Origin of the sequence: Stenotrophomonas sp. 59 (assembly GCF_030291095.1) — a bacterium.
Taxonomy (GTDB): domain Bacteria; phylum Pseudomonadota; class Gammaproteobacteria; order Xanthomonadales; family Xanthomonadaceae; genus Stenotrophomonas; species Stenotrophomonas maltophilia_Q.
Window position 1 is genome coordinate 994,610 of the sequence record NZ_CP127408.1, and the last position, 21,412, is coordinate 1,016,021.

A 21,412-nucleotide genomic window follows, 5' to 3' on the forward strand; every position below is an offset into this window, starting at 1 on the left:
AGATGGTTCCGTGCCGGGTGGATGCTGCATTGATGAGTTCCTTGTCTCTGCAGGAACAGTAGAGGGCTGCCGAAAGGAAGCCCTTTTTCTTTATCTGGCGCGGGACGCGACGCGCGTTGTGCGCGTCGCCCGCATTCGCGTGGTGTGGGAGTGAAGGCCATCCAAGCACGCGATGGATCCACGCATGGCGTGCGAGGGGAGGCCATTCGCACAGGTTGGGGATCCATGCCCTGTGCGAATGGCGTGTGCTCAGAACGTATAGCCCAGGCCCAGCTGGATGCCGTTCTGGGTCTGGCCGTCGCGACGTTCGCCCACGTAGTCGACCATCACCGACAGGCGCTTGCTGGCGCGGCTGGTGATGCCGAGGTTCCAGGCCAGCACCTGCTCGCCGACGGTCTGGCTGCTGGCACTGAACAGCAGGTCCGGGGCGGCGGCGAAGCCGTTGCTGTAGCGGGCCTGGGTATCGCCCAGCTCCTTCTGCCAGACCACGCGGGCACGCGGGGTGATGCGCTCGCCGTTGTTGCCGTCGAAGGTCTTGAACAACTGCAGGCCGGCACCGACGCGGATGCTCTCCAGGCTGCCGCTGCGGCCGACCAGGGCAGCGGCCTGCTGGCCTTCGTTGAAGCGCGTGGCCGAGGTGCGCGCGTAGTCGATCACCGGCAACAGCGGCTGGATCACCACGCCGTTGCCGGTGGTGAACGAGAACGCATGCTCCACGCGTGCGGAAATCGCGTCGTTGCTGTACTTCGCACGTAGCGGTCCCTGCAGGCCTTCAATGCCCTCGATGCTGCGACGGGTGTCGTGACGAAGATCGGTGTAGCGGACGGCGGCGGACAGGTAGCCGCGCGAATAGAGCGCGTCCACGTAGCCGCCGATATCCAGCGCGCGGACATCACCGCTGAATCCTGCACCTTCGCTGGACCGGGTCGACATGTCGGCCGCGGCAAGGCTCACGCCCAGAGTCACACGGTCGTCTGCCAGGCGGGTATCGGCACCAAGCGCGATGCCGCCGATGGTGTGGCTCAGGCCGGCGACGCCACCGTCAGCGTCGATCCGGCCGTGGCTGCCGAACCCCCGCGCCCAGAAGCTGCGGTTGCGTCCGGCGTCGCCCGCATCACTGCCCGCATCTGCCGGTGCGACCAGATGCATTGCCAGCTGGTTGAACAGGCGATTGCCGGTCATCGCCGATTGCGCCGAGGCCGCCTGCGCGGCCTGTGCCGCCAGGCCATCGGCATCGCCACCGCTGCGCGAAGCGGCCTGATGCTGCTGCACGACATTGCCGATGCTGCCGATCAATGCGTTGTCTGCCAGGCGCAGGCTGGCATGCGCGTCACCGCGCAGCGATCCCGCCTGGCGCGCGATGTCATCGCGGTCAGCAAACTGCAGGGCGCCGAGCAGTCCGCTCATCGACGGCGTGCGTTGTGCGGCCGCCTGCTGCAGCGCAATGCCCAGTCCGTCGCCGGATTGCGCATTGCCGAACAGCCGGGTGTCGTCGAAGGAGGGATTGGCGGTCAGCCAGATGCCGCTGCCGGTCTGGTTGACCGCGAAGCTGAGCAGCGAATTGTGGCGGGGGCGGAACACTGCGCCGGGCGCGGTGAGGTCGACCGCGCTGCCGGCTTCGCCACTACGCTCGACGTACTGGAAGCGCCCTTCGATGAAGTCCGACACCGGCGCTGCGCGGGTCAGGGTGTCGGGCGTAGCGGTGCGGCACCACAGGCCAGCGTACTCACCGTTCGACGGGCCGCAGGGGGCGACGGGCAGCTGCAGGGCGCTGGCATCCACCTGGGTCCCCACCAGGTGGTTCTGCTGCCCGGCCGGGAAGAACGCCTGCTTGACGTCCAGTGTCAGCCTGGCGCTGGGGGCAATGCTCAGCACGGCGCGGTTGATGTTGCCGAACAGGTTGTAGTCACCCGCCTGCGGGTCTTCATCGACCAGGAAGTAGCGGGCTTCTTCCAGCGTGAGTGCCGGCGCGGTGCGCTGGCTGTCGACCTGGAAGGCCAGGTTCGCGCCGTCCTTGAGGTTGATGTAGCGGCCCTTGCCGATCCGGAAGCGCTCGCTGGTGAACACGTCGTCGCCACCGGGTGCGAGTGCTTCCAGCGAGTAGGGGCGCATGACGATGCCGGACGGTGCGAGCGTGCCGCCGTCGTTGATGTCGATCGTGGCGTTCAATGAGCCGTTGCCGGTCAGCACGCCGCCGCGTTCGATCACGGTCAGGCTGCGCAGTGCGCCCTGCTGCAGTTCGATGCGTCCGCCATTGCGGGCGCCGATGGCTTCGGCGTGGTGGATCCAGCCATTCTGCTGCAGGCGCAGCGTGCCACCATCGGCCACTACATACTGCGCGGCTGAGGCGGAATCCAGCGACCAGACGCCGCCCTTGCCGATGCGGATCACGCCGAAGGCGTCGTCCAGCCGGATGTCCGGGGCCGATTGCTGGAAGTAGCGCAGGTTGGCCAGTGCATTGGTGTAACGGCCGCGCACGGCCAGGTTCGGATTGAGGTCTCCGCTCACTTCCTTGTCGATGGTGAGCACGTCGCCGGGCTGGACGTAACCGGCTTCGGTAACGACGCGATCACTGTAGAAGGTCACGCCGGGATATGCGGTGCAGTTGCCTGCCGCGCTCTGGTCGCGGGTCGGGCAGAAGCGCGTGGCCACGGCCGCCACGTTCGGGTCGAAGTAGCGCAGGAAGCCCGACTGCTGGGTCAGTTCATAGTGCGCCTGGATGATGCGCGCTTCGATCACCGCGAAGTCGGTCGGGCCGAACATGTCCTTGTAGTACTTGATGTACTTGTCCTGCCCCGGGTACGGGGTAGGGCCGTTCGGGCCGGATTCGCCATGGATGCCCAGTACCGTCTGCGTGTAGTTGCCGTGCGCCGGCAGCAGGCCGAACTGCGTCACCTTGCGCTTGACGCCGGCCACGAAGGCGTCGGCGCAGGCCGAGTAGCAGCCGCCGTCCAGTACGGTGTCCAGCCCATGCTGGCGGATGATGGCGCCCATGCCCACGCCACCGGAGGCGGCCCCGCCCGGCGAGTTGCGGAACACCACCTGGCGCAGCGGCGTACCACGGGCCTGCGCGGCCAGGATGTAGGCCTCCAGCGTCTGCGGATCGGTCGCCAGCACGTTGCCGGTGTAGTAGAGCGTGTCTCCATTCACATGGAAGGCACTGGCATGGGCCTGCGGCGCGGCAGCGATGCCGAGCAGTGCTGCAACAAGGGCGCTGCCGAGGACGGTGGCGCGGCGGGCGGGGAGGGTGGGGTATCGATGCATGCGGAATTCCACGGAAAGGAGTGGAGGGCGGCAGGCGCCTCTCCAGACCGCTAACGCAGCTGCAGGGGTTTCTCCCCCAGTCATCGTGCTCGGGCGTCCATGCAGGCGCCGGGGCGGAGCATTCGCGCCGCGCGGGTTACCATGTGCGCATCACTTGCTGGAGCCTTCCCCCCATGAGCGCTGAAATCCTCGTCCCCGTGTCCTTCGGCGAGCTGCTGGACAAGATCTCGATCCTGCAGATCAAGTCCGAGCGCATCAGCGACGAGGGCAAGCTGGCCAATGTGCGCAGGGAGCTGTCGGCACTGGAGCAGACGTGGATGGCGCACCCGGCGGCGGTGAAGGACATCGCCAAGCTGCGTGCCGAGCTGAAGGCGGTCAACGAGCAGCTGTGGGACATCGAGGACGACATCCGGCTGAAGGAAAAGGCGCAGGCGTTCGACCAGGGCTTCGTCGACCTGGCGCGCAGCGTCTACCTGCGCAACGATGAGCGTGCGCGCATCAAGAAGGCGATCAACCTGGCGCTGGGCTCGGCGTACGTGGAAGAGAAGTCCTACCAGGATTACGTGCAGCGCGGGTGAGGTGGACCCGCCGGGCGTGGCCCGGCGCTACCGATGATCCATCGACTCAGGTGAGGTGGTCCGCCACGTAACGTTCGAATGCGGCGATGCCGTCTTCAACGGTGATCAGTTCCATCACGTCGTCGAACTCGATCTTGGTGCCCCATTTCAGATCGGCGGCCTGCTTGGCCAGGTACTTGCGCGCGGCATCGTCGTAGCGGTCCACGCAGTAGCGGCGGTCCGAGTACGGGCCGCTGCGGTTCGGGTTGCTGGCCGCATGCAGGCCCAGCACCTTGGCACCCATCGCGTTGGCGATGTGCATCGGGCCCGAGTCCGGGGTCATCACCAGGTTGGCGCGGGCCAGCAGGGCCGGCAGCTGCTTGAGCGTGTCCTTGCCGACCAGGTCCAGTGCGGGAGTCTGCAGCTGCGCCTGGATGGCATCGGCCATGCTGCGCTCCAGTTCACTGCGGCCGCCGCACAGCACCACCTGCCAGCCGCGCTGGACGGCATGGTTGGCCACGGCGGCGTAGCGGTCGGCGTACCAGTTGCGGCGCACGTGGCTGGAACAGGGCGAGATCATCAGCACCGGGCGGCCATCGTCCTGCCACTGCGCCGCAGCCCACTCGTACGCGGATTGCGGCACGGCCAGATCCCAGCTGACCTCGGTCTGGCGCAGGCCCAGCGGCTCGCAGAAGCTGCCGATGGCGTCCAGCACATGGATGCCGGGGCGGTCGGGGATGCGCTCGTTGATGAAGAGCCCGTGCAGGTCCTTGGAGCGGCTGCGGTCGTAGCCGATGCGGCGCTCGGCGGGAATGAAGGCCGACAGCAGGTTGGCGCGGAACGCCACCTGCATCTGCAGCAGCGCTTCAAAACGCCCCGGTGGCAGCTGTTTGCGCAGCTCCTTGACCCCTGCCATGCCGCTCTTCTTGTCGTAGGCGTGGAAGGTGACGCCGGGCAGGCCGTCGAGCAGTTTGTGGCCGACCTTGTCGATGATCCAGTGGATCGGCGTGTCCGGACGCGCAGCCTGCAGGGTGCGCACCAGGGGCACCACGTGGGTGACGTCGCCGAGTGCGGACAGGCGCAGGAGGCACAAGGAGGAGGACGCTGATGCCATGTGTTGTTAGACTCAATGAAATGGTCGCATTCGACGCCAATGAAGCGCTGACGCCATGCCGCGAGGGTCGCGGCATCGGGGCCATTCTGTTCGACCGCGAGCGGCTGCGGCAAGCCGAGGTTGGCCTGTTCTCGCCCCAGCACTGGGGCAGCAAGGCCCGGCCGGTCGGCGAGGGCGGTCGCGGCAGCGCCTGGTTCATCGATGCGCCGTTCGGCGCCAGCGTGCTGCGCCACTACCTGCGCGGCGGTCTGGCAGCGAAGATCAGCCATGACCAGTACCTCTGGCGCGGGTCGGACCGGACCCGGAGCTTTGCCGAATTCCGCCTGATGCGCGCCCTGCGCGAGAAGAAGCTGCCGGTGCCCCGGCCGATCGCCGCGTACTACATGCGCGAGGGCCTGCGTTACCGCGCCGCGATCCTGATGGAGCGGATCGAGGGCGTGCGCTCGCTGGCCGACCGCGCATTGGTTGCCGGCCGCGGCGCCCCGTGGGAGGAGACCGGGCGGTTGATCGCCCGCTTCCACCGTGCCGGCCTGGACCATGCCGACCTCAACGCGCAAAACATCCTGTTCGATGGCAACGGCCATGGCTGGCTGATCGACTTCGACCGCGGGGTGATCCGCATTCCGGCCACGGCCTGGCGCGAACGCAACCTCAAGCGCCTGCTGCGTTCGCTGATCAAGCTGCGTGGCGAGCGCAGCGTGGAAGACGTGCAGAAGGACTACGCGCGTCTGCGCCGCGCCTATGACATGGCCTGGAACCGGGGCACCTGATGGACTGGTCGTTGCGTTTCCTCGGCGTCGGCAATGCGTCGGCGGTCGAGCTGGGTTCGCCGATGTCGGTGATCGAGCGCGATGGCCGGCCGTGGCTGACCATCGATTGTGGCGGCGAAGGCCTGACCGCGTTCAAGGCCCACTACGGGCACATGCCGCAGGCGCTGTTCGTCACCCATGTGCACCTGGACCATGTCGCCGGCTTCGAGCGGCTGTTCGTGGATACCTTCTTCAGCACGCAGCGCCGCGGCAAGGTGCGCCTGTACGTGCCGGCCACGGTGGTGCCGCTGCTGCACAAGCGCATCGGCGACTACCCGAACGTGCTGGCCGAGGGCGGTGCCAACTTCTGGGATGCCTTCCAGCTGATCGTGGTGGGCGAGGCGTTCTGGCATGAGGGCGTGCGCCTGGAAGTATTCCCGGTACGCCACCACTGGCCGGAGACGGCTTACGGCCTGCGCCTGCAGGGCGCGCTGACCTGGAGCGGTGACACCCGGCCGATTCCGGAGATGCTGGCCCGCTTCGCCAACGACAACGAGCTGATCGCCCACGACTGCGGCCTGCACGGCAACCCGTCGCATACCGGCGTGGACGACCTGGAGCGTGAGTACAGCGCCGAGCTGCAGTCCCGGATGATGCTCTACCACTACGCCAGCGTGGCTGACGGTGCGGCGCTGGCCGCGCGCGGCCACCGTGTGGCGCAACCGGGGCAGTGCGTGCCGCTGGCTTTCCCGACCGCACCGAACGTGCTGGCACAGGATCCGCCGTGAGCGGAACCGGCGGGCCCGCCGATGCGGCGCTGGCCGCCGAACTAGAGATGCTGGAGCGCGCGCTGCATGCGCCTGCAGTGCGGGCTGATCGTGAGCGCCTCGCCGCACTGCTGGACGAGGATTTCAGCGAAATCGGCAGTTCCGGCCGCTGTTACGGCCGTGAAGCGGCGTTGGCGGAGATTCCGCTGGAGCGCGCGCAGGTGCAGATCGAATCGGAGCAGTACGCGGTCTCGCTGCTGGCGCAGGACCTGGCCCAGGTGCGTTACCGCAGCCGCTATCACCTTGATGGCCAGCCGCAGGGCTGGGTGCTGCGCAGTTCGCTGTGGCGCCGGCATGCGCAGGGCTGGCGGGTGCTGTTCCACCAGGGAACGCCGCAGGCACGCTAGCGCTGGGCCCTGCCGGGCGAAGCATGTGAAGCCGGGGTCAGATCCCTTTGCCATGCAAAGGGATCTGACCCCAGTGCAGAAAAGGCGGTGGCCCCGCCGGCTGACCTCGGCGCCCGCGTCGATCGATACCGTTGCTGCCTTCCGGCCCTGGCGGGGTTTTCGACCTAGCGTCGCGAGGGGCCGACGGGGCCACCATAGAGACGTTGGCCGCCCGGTGGGCGGCCAGTTCACGGATCAGGGGAAGCAGCGCGCGATGCGCCAGAGACCACAGCCGGACTGCGCATCGGCTGGCCGATGGCAGACGCGTAGTCTAGCGCAGGCAGGTGCATCGACGCCAGCTTCACGCGCTGAATCTGCTGTAACCCGTTCCCGCCCACGGCGGCCCGGGCCAGCCCCCGTTGCTAGAATGCCGGCCTGGAGGAACGACCTCCCCCACATCGGGAATCAATGACCAGGACGCCCTGGCCCTACCAAGAGGAGGGCCGTCATGGCCTGGATCTATCTGTTGTTCGCCGGCCTGCTGGAAATCGTCTGGGCCGTGTCCATGAAGCAGTCCGAAGGCTTCACCAAGCTCACCCCCACCGTGGTCACGATCGTTGGCATGATCGCCAGCTTCTGGCTGCTGGCCGTGGCCATGCGCAGCCTGCCGCTGGGCACCGCCTACACGATCTGGACCGGCATCGGCGCGGTCGGCGCGTTCGTGGTCGGCATCGTGTTCCTGGGCGAGCAGGTCAGCCCGATGCGGATCGGTGCGGCGGTACTTATCGTTTCTGGCCTGGTTTTGATGAAGCTATCCAGCACCTGAGGGTTTATCGAGGCCGGGTTATCTGCGCCCGGCCCGGTTTGCCGTGAATATGCGATGCGCATTTTCGGCAAAGTAGATTTATTCACCTGTTTTATTTGACGTACGTCATAAAAATTATCTGGGTGATTCACGCGGCACTGTCGGCATCAGTCGCACAGTGCCGCCATTCGTCAAGCGAAACCGGGGAGTTTTCGCCCTGGCGAATACGCCGGCGCGCCGCTCTTCCGTGCGCGATCGCGTGAAGATGTGAAGATTTTCCGAAGTAAATGTCGTAGGCCTTGTTCCCATGAAGGAGCAGGGACGGGCGGCATCGTCTTCAAAAAAAACCTGCCCGCTGTGCCATCCGGTCTTTTCATGGAGATTTACCGATGAACCGCATTTACCGTCTGGTTTTCAATCGCGCCCTCGGCGTAATGCAGGTTGCTTCGGAGGTCGCCCAGAATCCCGGCGGAAGTGCGGTCTGCACGGCGCGGGTGCCGCGATTGCGGGCGCATCAGCTGGCGGTCGCATTGGCCGCCACGCTGGCCAGTGGTTCGGCGTTCGCGGCCTGCTCGACACCGGGCCCGACAATCAACTGCACGGGAACCACCAACAACTTCGCGGACGCCACCAATGGTGTCAATGTAACCGTGGCGGCCGGCGCGAATGTAGGAAGCACTGCCGGCCTGGGCAACTCGATGACGTTGAGCGGTAACGGCATCCAGCTCACCAACAACGGCACGATCGGTACCAGCGTAGGCATTTTTGCCGCCTCCGGCGCGGTGCTGGGCAATGCAAGTGGCCAGACGATCACCGTCGACAACACCTCGACCGGCACACTGCAGGGTTTCATCGATATCGGCTCCCTGCTGGGTGCGAGTGGACGAGCGCTGTCTGTGCAGAATGGCGCTAGTGGCGTCACCACGATCAACAACGCCGGCACCGTCAACATGAACTTCCTGCTGGGCGGACTCGGTACGGCCGACGCGCCGGCCATCGTCAGTTACGGCGGCGCGCGAACGGTTCTGAGCAATACCGGTGGGATTACCGGGCGGGTCGGTCTCGCCGGATCGGCGGCAGGCAATTCGGTGACCAACAGCGGCACGATTACCGGCAGCGTCTACCTCGGCGATTCGACGCTGGGGAATACCTTTACCGCCGTATCCGGGTCCAATGTAGCAATTGGGGCCGGAGCGTCGGCGGGGGTCGATGTGCTGGGCGGCATCTCGGTCTCGCTGGCAGCGGCCGGTACGGTCAACGCTGGTGTCGGTGCTGGTGCGGCCAACAACACGCTGGTGCTGCAGAACAGTTTGGTTGGGCCCGGGGCCGGTACCGGCGGGGCGCCGACTTCGGTGAACTGGAACCAGTACCTCAACTTCCAGAGGCTGACCATCAACAGCGGTACGTGGAATCTGCTGGGTAGCTGGGGTGGTGCCGCGACACTCAATGACGGCCTGGTCAACTTCAACAACAACCTCGCGTTCGGCAGCGGTCTGTTCACCGTCAATGGGGGTGCGATTGCGGCCAGCAGCGCAGGCCTCACGCTGGGCAACAACTTCGGTCTGGCTGGAAGCCTGCAGCTGTCGGGAACCAATGCGTTTGGTCTGGGCGGAGTGCTTTCAGGCGCTGGTGGGCTGACGGTCAACAACACCGGCATCGTCACTCTCAGCGGCGCAAACCTGTTCTCCGGTGGCGTCAACCTCAATGCCGGCGGCCTGCTGCTGGGCAATGCCGGTGCACTCGGCAGCGGCAACCTGACCGTCGGTGGCAGCGCCTCGCTGGATACGACGGCCAATTTCACCCTGGCCAACAACCTCGTGGTCAACGGCGGCGGCACGCTGAACCTGCTGGGCAACAATCCGTTGTCATGGAACGGCGCGATTTCCGGTGCCGGCAACCTGGTCAAGAATGGTGCCAGCACCCTTACCTTGAACGGTGCCAACTTGCTGACCGGCAACTTCAGCCTTGCCGGGGGCTCGCTCGCGCTCGGCGCGGGCGGCAGCCTGTCACCCACGGGTGCGATGACGCTGAGCGTTGGCACCACGCTGGACCTGACGGCAGCGGCCAACCAGACCATCGGCTCGCTGGCCGGTCTCGGCGGTTCGGTCAATCTCGGCAGCCACACGCTGACCCTGGGCGGGCTGGGCAATACCAGCTACAGCGGCACGTTCGCCGCAGGCACCGGTGGCCTGATCAAGCTCGGTACCGGCGTGCAGACCCTGTCGGGCGTCAACAACCTCAGCGGCGGTGTTGCGCTCAACGCCGGCGGCTTGTTGCTGGGCAATGCGGCAGCGTTGGGCAGCGGCACGCTGTCCGTCGGCGGCAATGCCACGCTGGATGGCACGACCGGGTTGGCGTTGACCAATGCCGTCAACCTCGGGGCCGGGGCCAGCCTGAATCTGCTGGGCAACCAGGCGCTCACCTTCAACGGCGTGATCGGTGGCGCTGGCGGCCTGATCAAGAATGGCGCGGCAACCCTGACCCTCAACGGCGCCAATACGTTTGGCGGCGGTCTGGCGCTCAACGCCGGCAGCCTGGTGCTGGGCAATGGCGGTGCCCTGGGAACCGGCGCACTGAACGTCGGCGGCGCGGTATCGCTCGACGCCAGCACCGGGCTCACCGTGGGCAATGGCATCACACTGGGCGCCGGCGGTTCGCTCAATGTGCTGGGCTCGAACGCGCTGACGCTGGGGGGTGTCATTGGCGGGACCGGCAGCCTGGTCAAGAACGGCGCTGCCACGCTGACGCTGGGTGGTGCGAACACCTTCACCGGCGGCTTGGCGATCAATGCCGGCAAGGTCGCGGTGGGCAGTGGCGGCAGCCTGGCTGCCGGCGGTGCGGTCAGCCTGGCCGGCGTGGGCGCTGACCTGGACATCTCGCTGGGCGGCAACCAGACCATCGGTGCACTGTCCGGCATCGCCGGCAGCACGGTGACGTTGGGCAGCAGCACGCTCACCTTCGGTGATGCCACCAACCAGACCTTTGCCGGCGTGATCGGCGGCACCGGTGGCCTGGTCAAGCAGGGCAGTGGCGTGCAGACGCTGACCGGCGCCAACACCTTCAGCGGTGGGTTGAATCTTGCGGCCGGCGGCCTGGTGCTGGGCAACGCCGGTGCGCTGGGAAGCGGTGCGCTGACGGTCAGTGGCAACGGTTCGCTGGACACCACTGCAGCACTCAATCTGGGCAACGCGATCAACCTTGGCGCGGCATTGACCCTGCCGGGCAGCCAGAACCTGACCCTGGCCGGCAACATCTCCGGCACCGGCAGCCTGGTCAAGAACGGTGCGTCGACGTTGACCTTGAACGGCACCAACACCTTCAGTGGTGGACTGAGCGCAAACGCCGGAAGTCTGCTGCTGGGCAACAACGGTGCGCTGGGTACCGGGGCGCTCAGCGTCGGCGGGAGTGCTTCGCTGGACGGCAGTGCCCCCCTGAGCCTGGCCAATGATGTCGCGCTCGGTGGTGGTGCGCTGCTGACGCTGCCGGGCACACAGGCCATCACCCTGGGCGGCGTGGTTTCCGGCGCAGGTGGCCTGGTGAAGAACGGTGCCAGCTTGTTGACCCTCAACGGCGCAAATACCTTCGGTGGCGGGCTGACCGTCAACGGCGGCGGCGTGCTGCTGGGCAATGCCGGCGCGCTGGGCACCGGTGCATTGTCGGTGGGAGCCAACACCACGCTGGATAGTTCGGCTGCCCTGAACCTGGCCAACAACGTCAACCTCGGGACCAGTGCCGTTCTGAACCTGCTGGGCAGCCAGAACGTGTCGCTGGGCGGTGTCATCAGCGGCACCGGCGGTCTGGTCAAGAACGGTGCGGCGACGCTGGCGTTGAATGGGCCCAATACCTTCAGTGGGGGTGTTGGCCTCAACGCGGGCGTGCTGCAGCTGGGCAATGCGCAGGCGCTGGGTACCGGCCAGCTGGACGTGGGCGGTAGCGCTTCGCTGGATGCAACCTCGGCACTCACCATAAGCAACAACATCGGCCTCGCTGCCGGTGCCAATCTTTCCGTGCTGGGCAGCAATGACCTGACACTCACCGGCCCGGTATTCGGTGCGGGTGGGCTGATCAAGGACGGCGCGGCTCGTCTCACCCTGTCCGGTGCCAACGTCTACACCGGTGGCACCACCATCAACGACGGTACATTGGCGCTGGGGGCGGGCGGCAGTCTTGCCACGGCCGGTGCGGTGAATCTTGCCGGTGCGGGCGCGACGCTGGACATCTCTGCAGCGGGCACGGCACAGACCATCGGCGCGTTGAACGGCGTGGCAGGCAGCCAGCTGGCGCTGGGCGCGCAGTCGCTCACCTTTGGCGGCGCCAGCAACGGCAGCTTTGCCGGCGTGATCGGTGGCACCGGTGGCCTGATCAAGACTGGCGCAGGCGTGCAGACGCTGTCCGGCGCCAATACCTTCAGTGGTGGCCTTGCGCTCAATGCAGGTGGCCTGATTCTCGGCAATGCCAGCGCACTCGGCTCGGGGGCACTGGGCATCGGCGGCGGCACCACGCTGGACAGCACCGTGGCCCTGAACCTGGCCAACGCGGTGAACTTCGGTGCCGGTACCCAGCTGACGCTGGGTGGCAGCACTGATGTCACCCTCGGTGGCCTGGTAGCCGGCAATGGCAGCCTGATCAAGAATGGTGCCGGCCTGCTGACCCTCAACAACACCAATACCTTCGGCGGCGGCCTGACCTTGAACGGGGGAGGCCTGGTGGTCGGCGCGAATGATGCGCTGGGTACCGGCACGCTGGCGGTGAATGCCAGCACCAGCCTGGATGCGGGCGCTGCGGTGACGCTGGGCAATGCGGTCACGCTGGGCTCGGGCGTTGCACTGACGTTGCCGGGCAGCAATGCGCTGACGCTGTCGGGCGTGGTCGGCGGCAACGGCAGCCTGATCAAGAACGGTGCTACCACGCTGACGCTGTCCGGTGCCAATACCTACTCCGGCGGTACCACCATCAACGCCGGTACGCTGGCGCTGGGCACGGGCGGCAGCCTGGCTGCGGCGGGTGATGTCACGCTGGGCGCGGGCGCTGGCTTCGATATCTCCGGTGCCGGCAGCAGCCAGACCATCGGCGCGCTCAACGGTGCGGGCGGAAGCACGCTGGCTCTGGGCGGCAATTCGTTGACCTTCGGCACGGCCGGCAATGCCGTCTTCGACGGCGTGATCAGTGGCGGTGGCGGTCTGATCAAGGTGGGCGCGGGCGTACAGACGTTGTCCGGCGCCAACACGTTTGGCGGTGGCGTGACACTCAACGCAGGTGGGCTGGTACTCGGCAATGACGCGGCGCTGGGCGCCGGTGCGTTGACCGTCGGTGGTGCCGCAACGCTGGATACCACCGGCCTGGCAACGCTTGCCAACAACATCGCGCTCAACGCCGGGCTGACCGTGCTCGGCAGCAACGCGCTGACGCTCAACGGTGTCCTTTCCGGTACCGGCAGCCTGACCAAGAATGGCGGTGCGACGCTGACCCTGAACGGCATCAACACCTACACCGGTGGCACCAACATCAACGCCGGCACGCTGGCGCTGGGGGCCGGTGCGAGCCTGGCGGCGAGCGGTACCGTGAACCTCGCCACCGGCGCCACGCTGGATCTTTCTGCAGGCAGTGGCACGCAGCAGTTCGGCACGCTGGTCGGCAACGGTACGGTGAACCTCGGTGCCAACTCGATCGAGGTCGGCGGCGCCACCAATGGCACCTTCAGTGGCTCGATCGCAGGCACGGGTGGCCTGACCAAGGTCGGTGCGGGCATCGAGACACTGACCGGTGCCAATACCTACACCGGAGGTACCTTCATCAATGCCGGCACGCTGGCGATTGGTCCGGGCGGCAGCCTGGCCGCCACCGGCGCTGTGACGCTGGGCGCTGCCGGCACCGGCTTCGATATCTCCACCGCAGGGGCCGGCCAGACCATCGGGTCGTTGAATGGCGTGGCGGGCTCGACGGTGAGCCTGGGGGCACAGACGCTGACACTCGGTGGCGTTGGCAACAGCCTCTTCGATGGCGCGATTTCCGGTACCGGTGGCCTGGTCAAGAATGGCGCCGGCATCCTCTCGCTGGGCGGCGCCAATCTGTTCAGCGGTGGCGTTGCACTCAACGGCGGTGGCCTGGTGGTCGGCAACAACGCTGCGCTCGGCAGCGGTGCGTTGACGGTCGGAAGCAACGCAACGCTGGATGCATCGACCGGTGCCAGCCTGGCCAACAACATCAGCCTGGCAGCGGGTGCCAATCTTGATCTGCTCGGCAGCCAGTCGCTGGCACTGGGCGGTGTGATCTCGGGTACAGGCGGGTTGATCAAGGACGGTGCGGCCACGGTAACCCTGAGCGGTGCCAACACCTACACCGGTGGTACCACCATCAACAGCGGCACGCTGGCGATCGGTGCCGGTGGCAGCCTCGCCGCAACCGGCGCGGTGAACCTGGCCGGCACCGGTACGCTCGACATCTCCGCGGGCAACCAGACCATCGGTTCGCTGGCCGGCGTGGCCGGCAGCACGGTGGCGCTGGGCGGCAGCACGCTGACCCTGGGCGGCACGGTGGACAGCACCTTCAACGGTGTGATCGGCGGCAGTGGCGGCCTGGTCAAGAACGGCGCGGGCGTGCAGACGCTCAATGGCGTCAACACCTTCAGCGGCGGCGTGGCGCTCAACGCCGGTGGCCTGGTGGTCGGCAACAATGCTGCGCTGGGCACCGGTACGGTGACGGTCGGAGGCGCTGCCACGCTCGATTCGAATACTGCGGTCATCCTCGCCAACAACTTCGTCCTCAACAACGCGTTGACCGTGCTGGGCAGCAACAACCTCACCCTCAATGGCAGCCTGAGCGGCACCGGCAGCCTGACCAAGGAGGGGGCAGCCACGCTGACCTTGAACGGCACCAATACCTACACCGGCGGCACGATCATCAACGCCGGTACGTTGGCACTGGGCGCGGGCGCGAGCCTGCACGCCAGTGGCATCGTCAACCTGGCCTCGGGGGCGACCTTCGATCTGTCGGCGGGCAGCGGCACGCAGCAGTTCGGTACCCTGGTCGGCAACGGTACGGTGAACCTGGGCGCCAACACGCTGACGATCGGAGACGCCACCAATGGCACGTTCAGTGGTTCGGTGGCTGGCGCCGGTGGCCTGATCAAGGAAGGATCGGGTACCCAGACCTTGACCGGCACCAACACCTTCACCGGTGGTACCACCATCAACGCCGGCACGCTGGCGATCGGCGCCGGTGGCAGCCTGGCTGCGACCGGTGCGGTGAACCTGGCCAACGCCGGTACCGCCTTCGACATCAGTGCGGGGGGCGCGCAGGCCATCGGCTCGCTGGCCGGCGTGGCGGGTTCGGCAGTGGCGCTGGGCGGCAGCACGCTGACGCTCAATGGCGTGGGTAACAGCACGTTCGCCGGTGACATCACCGGCACCGGTGGCCTGGTGAAGAACGGCGCAGGCATACAGACCCTGAGCGGCAACAATACCTTCAGCGGCGGCGTGGCACTCAACGCCGGCGGCCTCGCCCTGGGCAACAACAATGCGCTGGGAACCGGCGCGCTGACCGTGGGCGGCAATGCCAGCCTGGACGGCACCAGCGCGCTGGCCCTGGCCAACAGCGTGCAGCTGGCCGGCGGTACGCTGACCCTGGCCGGCAGCAACGCGTTGACCTTGAATGGACCGATCAGCGGTGCCGGCGGCCTGCTGAAGGATGGCGCGGCGACGGTTACCCTCGGCGGCGCCAGCAGCTACACCGGCACCACCACCATCAACAGCGGCACGCTGGCGGTGGGCGCGGGCGGCAGCCTGTCTGGCGCCAGCACGGTGAACCTGGCCGGCACCAGCACGCTGGACATCAGTGCCGGTGGCAACCAGAGCATCGGCGGCCTGGCCGGTGTTGCCGGCAGCACGGTGGCGCTGGGCGGTGCAACGCTGACCACCGGCGGCAACAACGCCAGCACCACGTTTGCCGGCGTCCTCGGTGGTACCGGCGGCCTGGTGCAGAGCGGTACCGGAGCGCTGACCCTGAGCGGCGACAACACCTACACCGGGGGTACCACCATCAACGGTGGCAGCACGCTGCAGATCGGCAGCGGCGGCAGCACCGGTTCGGTGCTGGGCGACATCACCAACAACGGCAGCCTGGTCTACAACCTTGGTACCACGGCAACCGTGGGCGCCGTGGTCAGTGGCAGTGGTGGCCTGACCCAGGCCGGCAGCGGCACGCTGGTGCTGACCGGCAACAACACCTACACCGGTGGGACCACCATCAATGCCGGCGGCACGCTGCAGGTGGGCAATGGCGGTGCGACCGGTGCGATCGTCGGTGACATCACCAACAATGGCGCGCTGGTCTCCAACGTGGCCGGCAACACCACGCTGGGCGGCACCATCAGCGGCAGCGGTGGCCTGACCCAGGCCGGCGCGGGCACGCTGACCCTGACCGGCAACAACACCTATACCGGCGGCACCACGATCAATGCCGGTGGCACGCTGCAGGTGGGCAATGGTGGTGCGACCGGTGCGATCACCGGCAACGTCGCCAACAACGGCAGCCTGGTGTTCGACGTGGCCGGCAACACCACGGTCGGTGGCGCCATCAGTGGCACCGGCGCGCTGACCCAGGCCGGTGCCGGCGTGCTGACCCTGGTCGGCAACAACACCTACACCGGCGGCACCACCATCAACAGCGGCGGCACGCTGCAGGTCGGCAATGGCGGCGCGACCGGCTCCCTCGCCGGCGACATCACCAACAACGGTGCGCTGATCTCCAACGTTGCGGGCAATACCCTGCTGGGCGGCACCATCAGCGGCAGCGGCGGCCTGACCCAGGCTGGCAGCGGCACGCTGGTCCTGACCGGCACCAACACCTACAGCGGCGGCACCACCATCAACACCGGCGGTACGCTGCAGCTGGGCAACGGTGGCGCGACCGGTTCGATCACCGGCGACATCACCAACAACGGTACGCTGGTCTCCAACGTGGCCGGCAACACCACGCTGGGTGGAACCATCAGCGGCAGCGGCGGCCTGACCCAGGCTGGCAGCGGCACGCTCACCGTGACCGGCAACAACACCTACACCGGGCCGACCACGATCAATGCAGGCGGCACGCTGCAGGTCGGCAACGGTGGTCTGACCGGCGCGATCGGCGGCAACGTCACCAACAATGGCAGCCTGGTGTTCAACGTGGGCGGCAACACCACGCTGGGTGGAACCATCAGCGGCAGCGGTGGCCTGACCCAGGCCGGCAGCGGCACGTTGATCCTGGGCGGCAACAACACCTATACCGGTGGCACCACCATCAACACCGGTGGCACGCTGCAGGTCGGCAATGGCGGCGCCAGCGGTGCCATCACTGGCAACGTCAGCAACAATGGCAGCCTGGTGTTCAACGTCGGTGGCAACACCACCGTCGGCGGCACCATCAGCGGCAGCGGCGGCCTGACCCAGGCCGGCACCGGAACGGTCACCCTGACCGGCAACAACACCTACACCGGCGGCACCACCATCAATGCCGGCGGTACCGTGCAGGTCGGCAACGGTGGTGCCAGCGGATCGATCACCGGCAACATCACCAACAACGGTGGCCTGGTCATCAACACCGGCGGTACCACCACGCTGGGCGGCACCATCAGCGGTGGTGGCAGCATCGTGCAGGCCGGCCCGGGTGGCCTGAACCTGGGCGGTAACAGCGGTGGCTTCAGCGGCACCGGCCAGGTCACCGGCGGGGGCCTGAATGTCACCGGCACCATCGGTGGCCAGTGGACCATCGGCAGCGGTACCACGCTGTCCGGCACCGGCACCATCGGTGGCACCGGCGGCGGCGTGACGGTGTCCAGCGGTGGTGTGTTGTCGCCGGGCAATGGTCCCGGCAACGGCAGTGGCGCGGGCAACGGTACCGGCACGATCACGGTGGGCGGCAACCTGAATCTGTCGCCGGGCAGCACGCTGGGCATCGACCTGGGCGCCACCGGCAGCGATACGGTACAGGTGGGCGGCAGCGCGAATGTGGGCGGCAGCACGGTGCAGGTGAACACCATTTCGCCGAGCACCAGCTACCAGCAGGGGCAGCAGTACACCGTGATCAACGCGGGTGGTGGCGTCAGTGGGCAGTTCGCTTCGGCGACCTCGCCGTCGGCCTTCCTGACCATCACCCCGGTCTACACCGCGAACACGGCCAACCTGCAGATCGATGTGGCACAGACCGCGGCATTCACCACGGCGGCGAAGACGCGCAACCAGTTCAACACCGCTGCAGCGCTGGACAGCCTGCCGCAGAGTGGTTCGGCACTGGGCCTGTACAACACGGTGCTGATGTATGACGCAGGTACCGCGCGCGCGGCGTTCGACCAGTTGTCCGGTGAGGTGCATGCGGCCAGCCGTGCGGTGTTGCTGTATGACAACTACCTGGAAGAGGGCATCCGCCAGCGCCTGGGCAGCGAGCTGCCGACCGTGCGTGGCGAGCGTGCCTCGGCCTGGCTGGCCGGCAGCGGCAAGGTGTTCAAGCAGGATGGCGATGGTAACGGCGACGACATCCGCTCCAACCGCAATGCACTGATGGCGGGCGTGGACTGGCAGCTGGGCGAGCATGTGGTGCTGGGTGCGGCCGCTGGCAACGAGCGGCTGGATACCCGCCTCTACGATCGCAGCTCGCGGGCCCGCCTGCGTGGCAACACGTTCGGCCTGTATGCGCAGGGCCAGTGGAACAACGGCTTTGCGGTGGGTGGCAGCGTGTCGCGCGGTGATTACCGCACACGCACCACGCGTGAGGTACCGCTGCTGGGGCAGACCCTGTACAGCCGCCAGGATTCGGATGTGACCATCGCGCAGGTGGAGGGCAGCTGGACCTGGACCCATGGCAAGACCCAACTGCAGCCGTATGTGCAGTTCACCAAGCACTGGGTCGACAGCGATCGTGCGGTGGAGCAGGGCGGAACGGCCGCGCTGGTGCTGGAAGGCGGCAAGGACACGCTCAATGTCAGCACCGTGGGCGTGCGTGGCCGTTGGGACGTGGGCAGCGGCGAGCGCTTCCCGGCGCAGCTGACGGTGGGCCTGGGTTGGCAGCACGCATCGGGTGATACCGATGTGGCCAGCCGCAACCGCTTCGCCGTTGGTGGCAACGCGTTCGATGTCTACAGCGCGGTGATGGCGCGCAACGCGCTGGTCAGCCAGCTCGGCGTGGCGGTGGGCCTGGGTCGCAACAGCCAGCTGTCGATGTTCGTGCAGGGCCAGCACGGCGATGGTCGCCGCGATGTCGGCGGGCAGATCAACCTGCGCGTGGGCTTCTGAGGGGAGCAGGGCAGCAAGGGATCCACGCGCGGCGTGGATCCGGGCCGGGGCGGAGGACTACACCCTCCGCTCCATCTCCACGGCGTCGATCCCGGCGCCGTGGCCATCGGGTACCACCCGTGTCACCTGGAAGCCGAGGCCGGCGTAGAACCCTTGGGTGTGCTGGCTGGTGCTGAGCGTGATGCGCGCAATCGAGGCATCACGTTCGGCCTGCTGCAGTCGTGCCACCGTCAGTTCGCGGCCGATCCCCTGCCGGTGCAGCGCGCGCTCGACCATGCCCCAGCAGAAGCCGGCGCTGCCATCGTCGCGGCGCGAGAGCCCGCCGCAGGCAATGATGCTGCCGTCGCGCTCGATGACCTGGAACGCGCAGTCCGTGGCCTGCTCATGCAGGAAGCGTTCGAAATCGCTGCGCTCTTCGGGCGCGAAGTAGGTGGGTACGTTGCTGTCGAAGATCGACAGACAGGCGCTGGCATCCGTGTGGCGGTAGAGGCGGAGTGTCATGTGCCCACAATAGACGATCGTCAGTAGATCCACGCCATGCGTGGATTCATGGGCCGGATACCGTGCGTGCTTCGCTCAGGCCGAGATTCCCGCCAGCACCGCATACATCACCACGAAGCTGACCAGGAACAGGTAGACGCCGCCGATGGCCAGGTAGCGCAGCACGGTCAACGCCTTGTTGCCGCCATACACGCGCTGCTGCATCCACAGCAGATAGACCGGGACCGCCAGCCACAGCAGTGCATACAGCCATTGGCTGACGGCGCCGAATGCGGGGGATGCGAGCGCGCCGCTGATGCCGGCGATGAGGAACGTGGCCAGGAGCACCATCATCAGCCAGCAATGGCTGTACAGCGCGACCACCAGGTGTTCCAGATAGCCCATCGGCCGCGGGATGTAGGCGATGCGCAGCACCAGCGCGAACACCGGCATCAGGAAGAACAGGGCGCCGGGCAGGGCGGTCAGGATCGCCTGCATGTACAGGTCGGTCTTGCCGCCCATGCGCTGGATGTTGGTGTTGCCGTTCTGCAGGCGCTTGTTGAGCCAGTTGTTGGCGAACGTCGGCCAGCCGGCAACCACGATGGGATTGGTGTCCGCATCCCAGGGCTTGCCGTTGACGGTGTGGTTGAAGAACGTGCCGTGCTCCGTCGCGGCGGCCTGCTTGCCGGTGCCAGTGAGTTCGGCCTTGCGCTGCGCGGCTGCGGCATTCACTGCGGCCCTGGCCATGGCAAATCCGGCGTTGCCGGTGGCGGGTGAGCTGGACTGCTGGCGATCGATCATCGCCAGCTGTTCCGCGCGGGCGGCTTCGACCTGTTCAACCGTGGACGCCTTGGCGTACAGCGGTTCACCACGGCCCATGTTGATGTCGTCGACGTGGACGAACAGCTTGCCGATGAAGAACGTAAACAGGGTGAGGATGACGAACAGCCGCAGCGGCTGCACGTACCCCACCCGGCGGCCTTTGAGGTAGTTCAGCGCGATGCGGCCCGGGACCCACAGATCGCGCAGCGTGCGGAAGATGCGCCCATCCAGGTGCCAGAAGGATTCGAACACTTCCTCGATGGCATGGCCCACATGCTTGAGCGGGTTGTGCGCGGATTGGCCGCAGCGATGGCAGTAGTGGCCATGCAGGGCGGTGTCGCAGTTCTCGCAGGCGGCGTGCGCGCTGTCGGTCGAGCTCATGGGCAGAGAGCCAAGCGTCGGATGAAGGCGCCTACGATAGCGAATTTTCAGGTTTCGTTCAGTTTTGTCCAGGGGGTTCCATATCGGGTGTGGGAAGTCATCTAGCGCATCCACGCACGCCTTGGATCAGATTGACGTATCTGGGGCAGCAAGCCCGACTGTTGCAGGGCTACGCTGATAGGACCGGAGAGAGGAGGAGGCTGTTAAGTCGAGCCCAACTCCTTGAGTCGCCGGACATTCGGATCAGGATTTGGGATTGCAGCGCTACACTGGCGAGAGGGCAAGGGGGGCGAGATGATCATTCTCAGAACCAGTGAAGACACCATCCTTCAAGTTGTGACACACCAGACATATGCGCTTACGGGCAGGCCGGCCAAGCTCTCCCCTGGTGATTGCATTCTGCTTTCGCTTGTTGGGAGCCGCGAGGTTTCTTTCAGTATGGAGCTGGTGCGCGTTCGGTTGGATAGGAACAACGAGACCGACAGAATCTTTGGAAGGCACTGGCCCGTGATTCTCGACTGCAGGGGCTGTTTGCCGCTGAAGACTCCTTTCGTGATGAGCGACCATGCGGTTTCGGGGCACAACTATGGCCCCGGAGGAACGAGCGTCTACGTCCAGCGCCAAGACCAGGAGGTCATCCGCGCAAAGGGCCTTCTGGGAACAAGGTCGTGGGCGGAATACCTGGGGACGTAGCCTCACCCATCACTGGTGAGCGGGGGCATCCATGCACCCGATCCCGGCGCATCGGGTGGTCGTGCATCGGTGCATGCCACGTATCTGGAGGAACAAGCCCCTCTGTTGAAGGGCTGCCCCGACAGGG

General features: G+C 66.7%; 10 protein-coding genes and 1 other RNA gene. 6 read left to right on the forward strand and 5 right to left on the reverse strand.

Annotated features, from left to right (window positions below):
- Positions 1-249: 249 nt before the first annotated feature.
- Positions 250-3,264, reverse strand: coding sequence for an autotransporter domain-containing protein (locus QP552_RS04480; RefSeq protein WP_286075111.1), 3,015 nt, complete (start codon positions 3,262-3,264; stop codon positions 250-252).
- 173 nt (positions 3,265-3,437) lie between these two features.
- Here QP552_RS04480 and QP552_RS04485 point away from each other — a divergent pair, with 173 nt between their 5' ends.
- Positions 3,438-3,842, forward strand: a complete 405-nt coding sequence (locus QP552_RS04485) for a DUF6165 family protein (RefSeq protein WP_286075112.1) — start codon at positions 3,438-3,440, stop codon at positions 3,840-3,842.
- 46 nt (positions 3,843-3,888) lie between these two features.
- On the opposite strand, the gene QP552_RS04490 is transcribed toward QP552_RS04485, so the two are convergent.
- Complete coding sequence (locus QP552_RS04490; protein WP_111174121.1) at positions 3,889-4,935, reverse strand: glycosyltransferase family 9 protein; 1,047 nt, start codon at positions 4,933-4,935, stop codon at positions 3,889-3,891.
- A gap of 20 nt (positions 4,936-4,955) precedes the next feature.
- Here QP552_RS04490 and QP552_RS04495 point away from each other — a divergent pair, with 20 nt between their 5' ends.
- The 3 genes from QP552_RS04495 to QP552_RS04505 are packed head-to-tail and all read left to right on the forward strand — an operon-like array spanning position 4,956 to position 6,858.
- Entirely contained in the window at positions 4,956-5,705 is a 750-nt protein-coding gene (locus QP552_RS04495) for a 3-deoxy-D-manno-octulosonic acid kinase (RefSeq protein ID WP_286075113.1), read from the forward strand.
- Complete coding sequence (locus QP552_RS04500) at positions 5,705-6,472, forward strand: MBL fold metallo-hydrolase (protein ID WP_099474415.1); 768 nt, start codon at positions 5,705-5,707, stop codon at positions 6,470-6,472. Before QP552_RS04495 ends, QP552_RS04500 begins: the two co-directional genes overlap by 1 nt.
- Positions 6,469-6,858: a nuclear transport factor 2 family protein gene (locus QP552_RS04505; protein ID WP_286075114.1), complete on the forward strand. Its 390-nt coding sequence runs from the start codon at positions 6,469-6,471 to the stop codon at positions 6,856-6,858. The genes QP552_RS04500 and QP552_RS04505 overlap by 4 nt, the downstream gene beginning before the upstream one ends.
- 90 nt (positions 6,859-6,948) lie before the next feature.
- Here the strand turns inward: QP552_RS04505 and ffs are convergent.
- Positions 6,949-7,045: signal recognition particle sRNA small type (ffs, locus tag QP552_RS04510), an RNA gene on the reverse strand.
- A gap of 300 nt (positions 7,046-7,345) precedes the next feature.
- On the opposite strand from ffs, the gene sugE reads away from it, so the two are divergent.
- Entirely contained in the window at positions 7,346-7,663 is a 318-nt protein-coding gene (sugE, locus tag QP552_RS04515) for a quaternary ammonium compound efflux SMR transporter SugE (RefSeq protein ID WP_286075115.1), read from the forward strand.
- Between the two features lie 368 nt (positions 7,664-8,031).
- Positions 8,032-18,909: an autotransporter-associated beta strand repeat-containing protein gene (locus QP552_RS04520; RefSeq protein ID WP_286075116.1), complete on the forward strand. Its 10,878-nt coding sequence runs from the start codon at positions 8,032-8,034 to the stop codon at positions 18,907-18,909.
- Positions 18,910-18,966: 57 nt separating this feature from the next.
- Here QP552_RS04520 and QP552_RS04525 read toward each other — a convergent pair whose 3' ends face one another.
- A complete protein-coding gene (locus QP552_RS04525; protein WP_286075117.1) occupies positions 18,967-19,410 on the reverse strand; it encodes a GNAT family N-acetyltransferase in 444 nt (147 codons plus the stop codon).
- Positions 19,411-19,485: 75 nt separating this feature from the next.
- Positions 19,486-20,592, reverse strand: a complete 1,107-nt coding sequence (locus QP552_RS04530; protein WP_286075118.1) for a DUF3667 domain-containing protein — start codon at positions 20,590-20,592, stop codon at positions 19,486-19,488.
- Between the last annotated feature and the right edge of the window lie 820 nt (positions 20,593-21,412).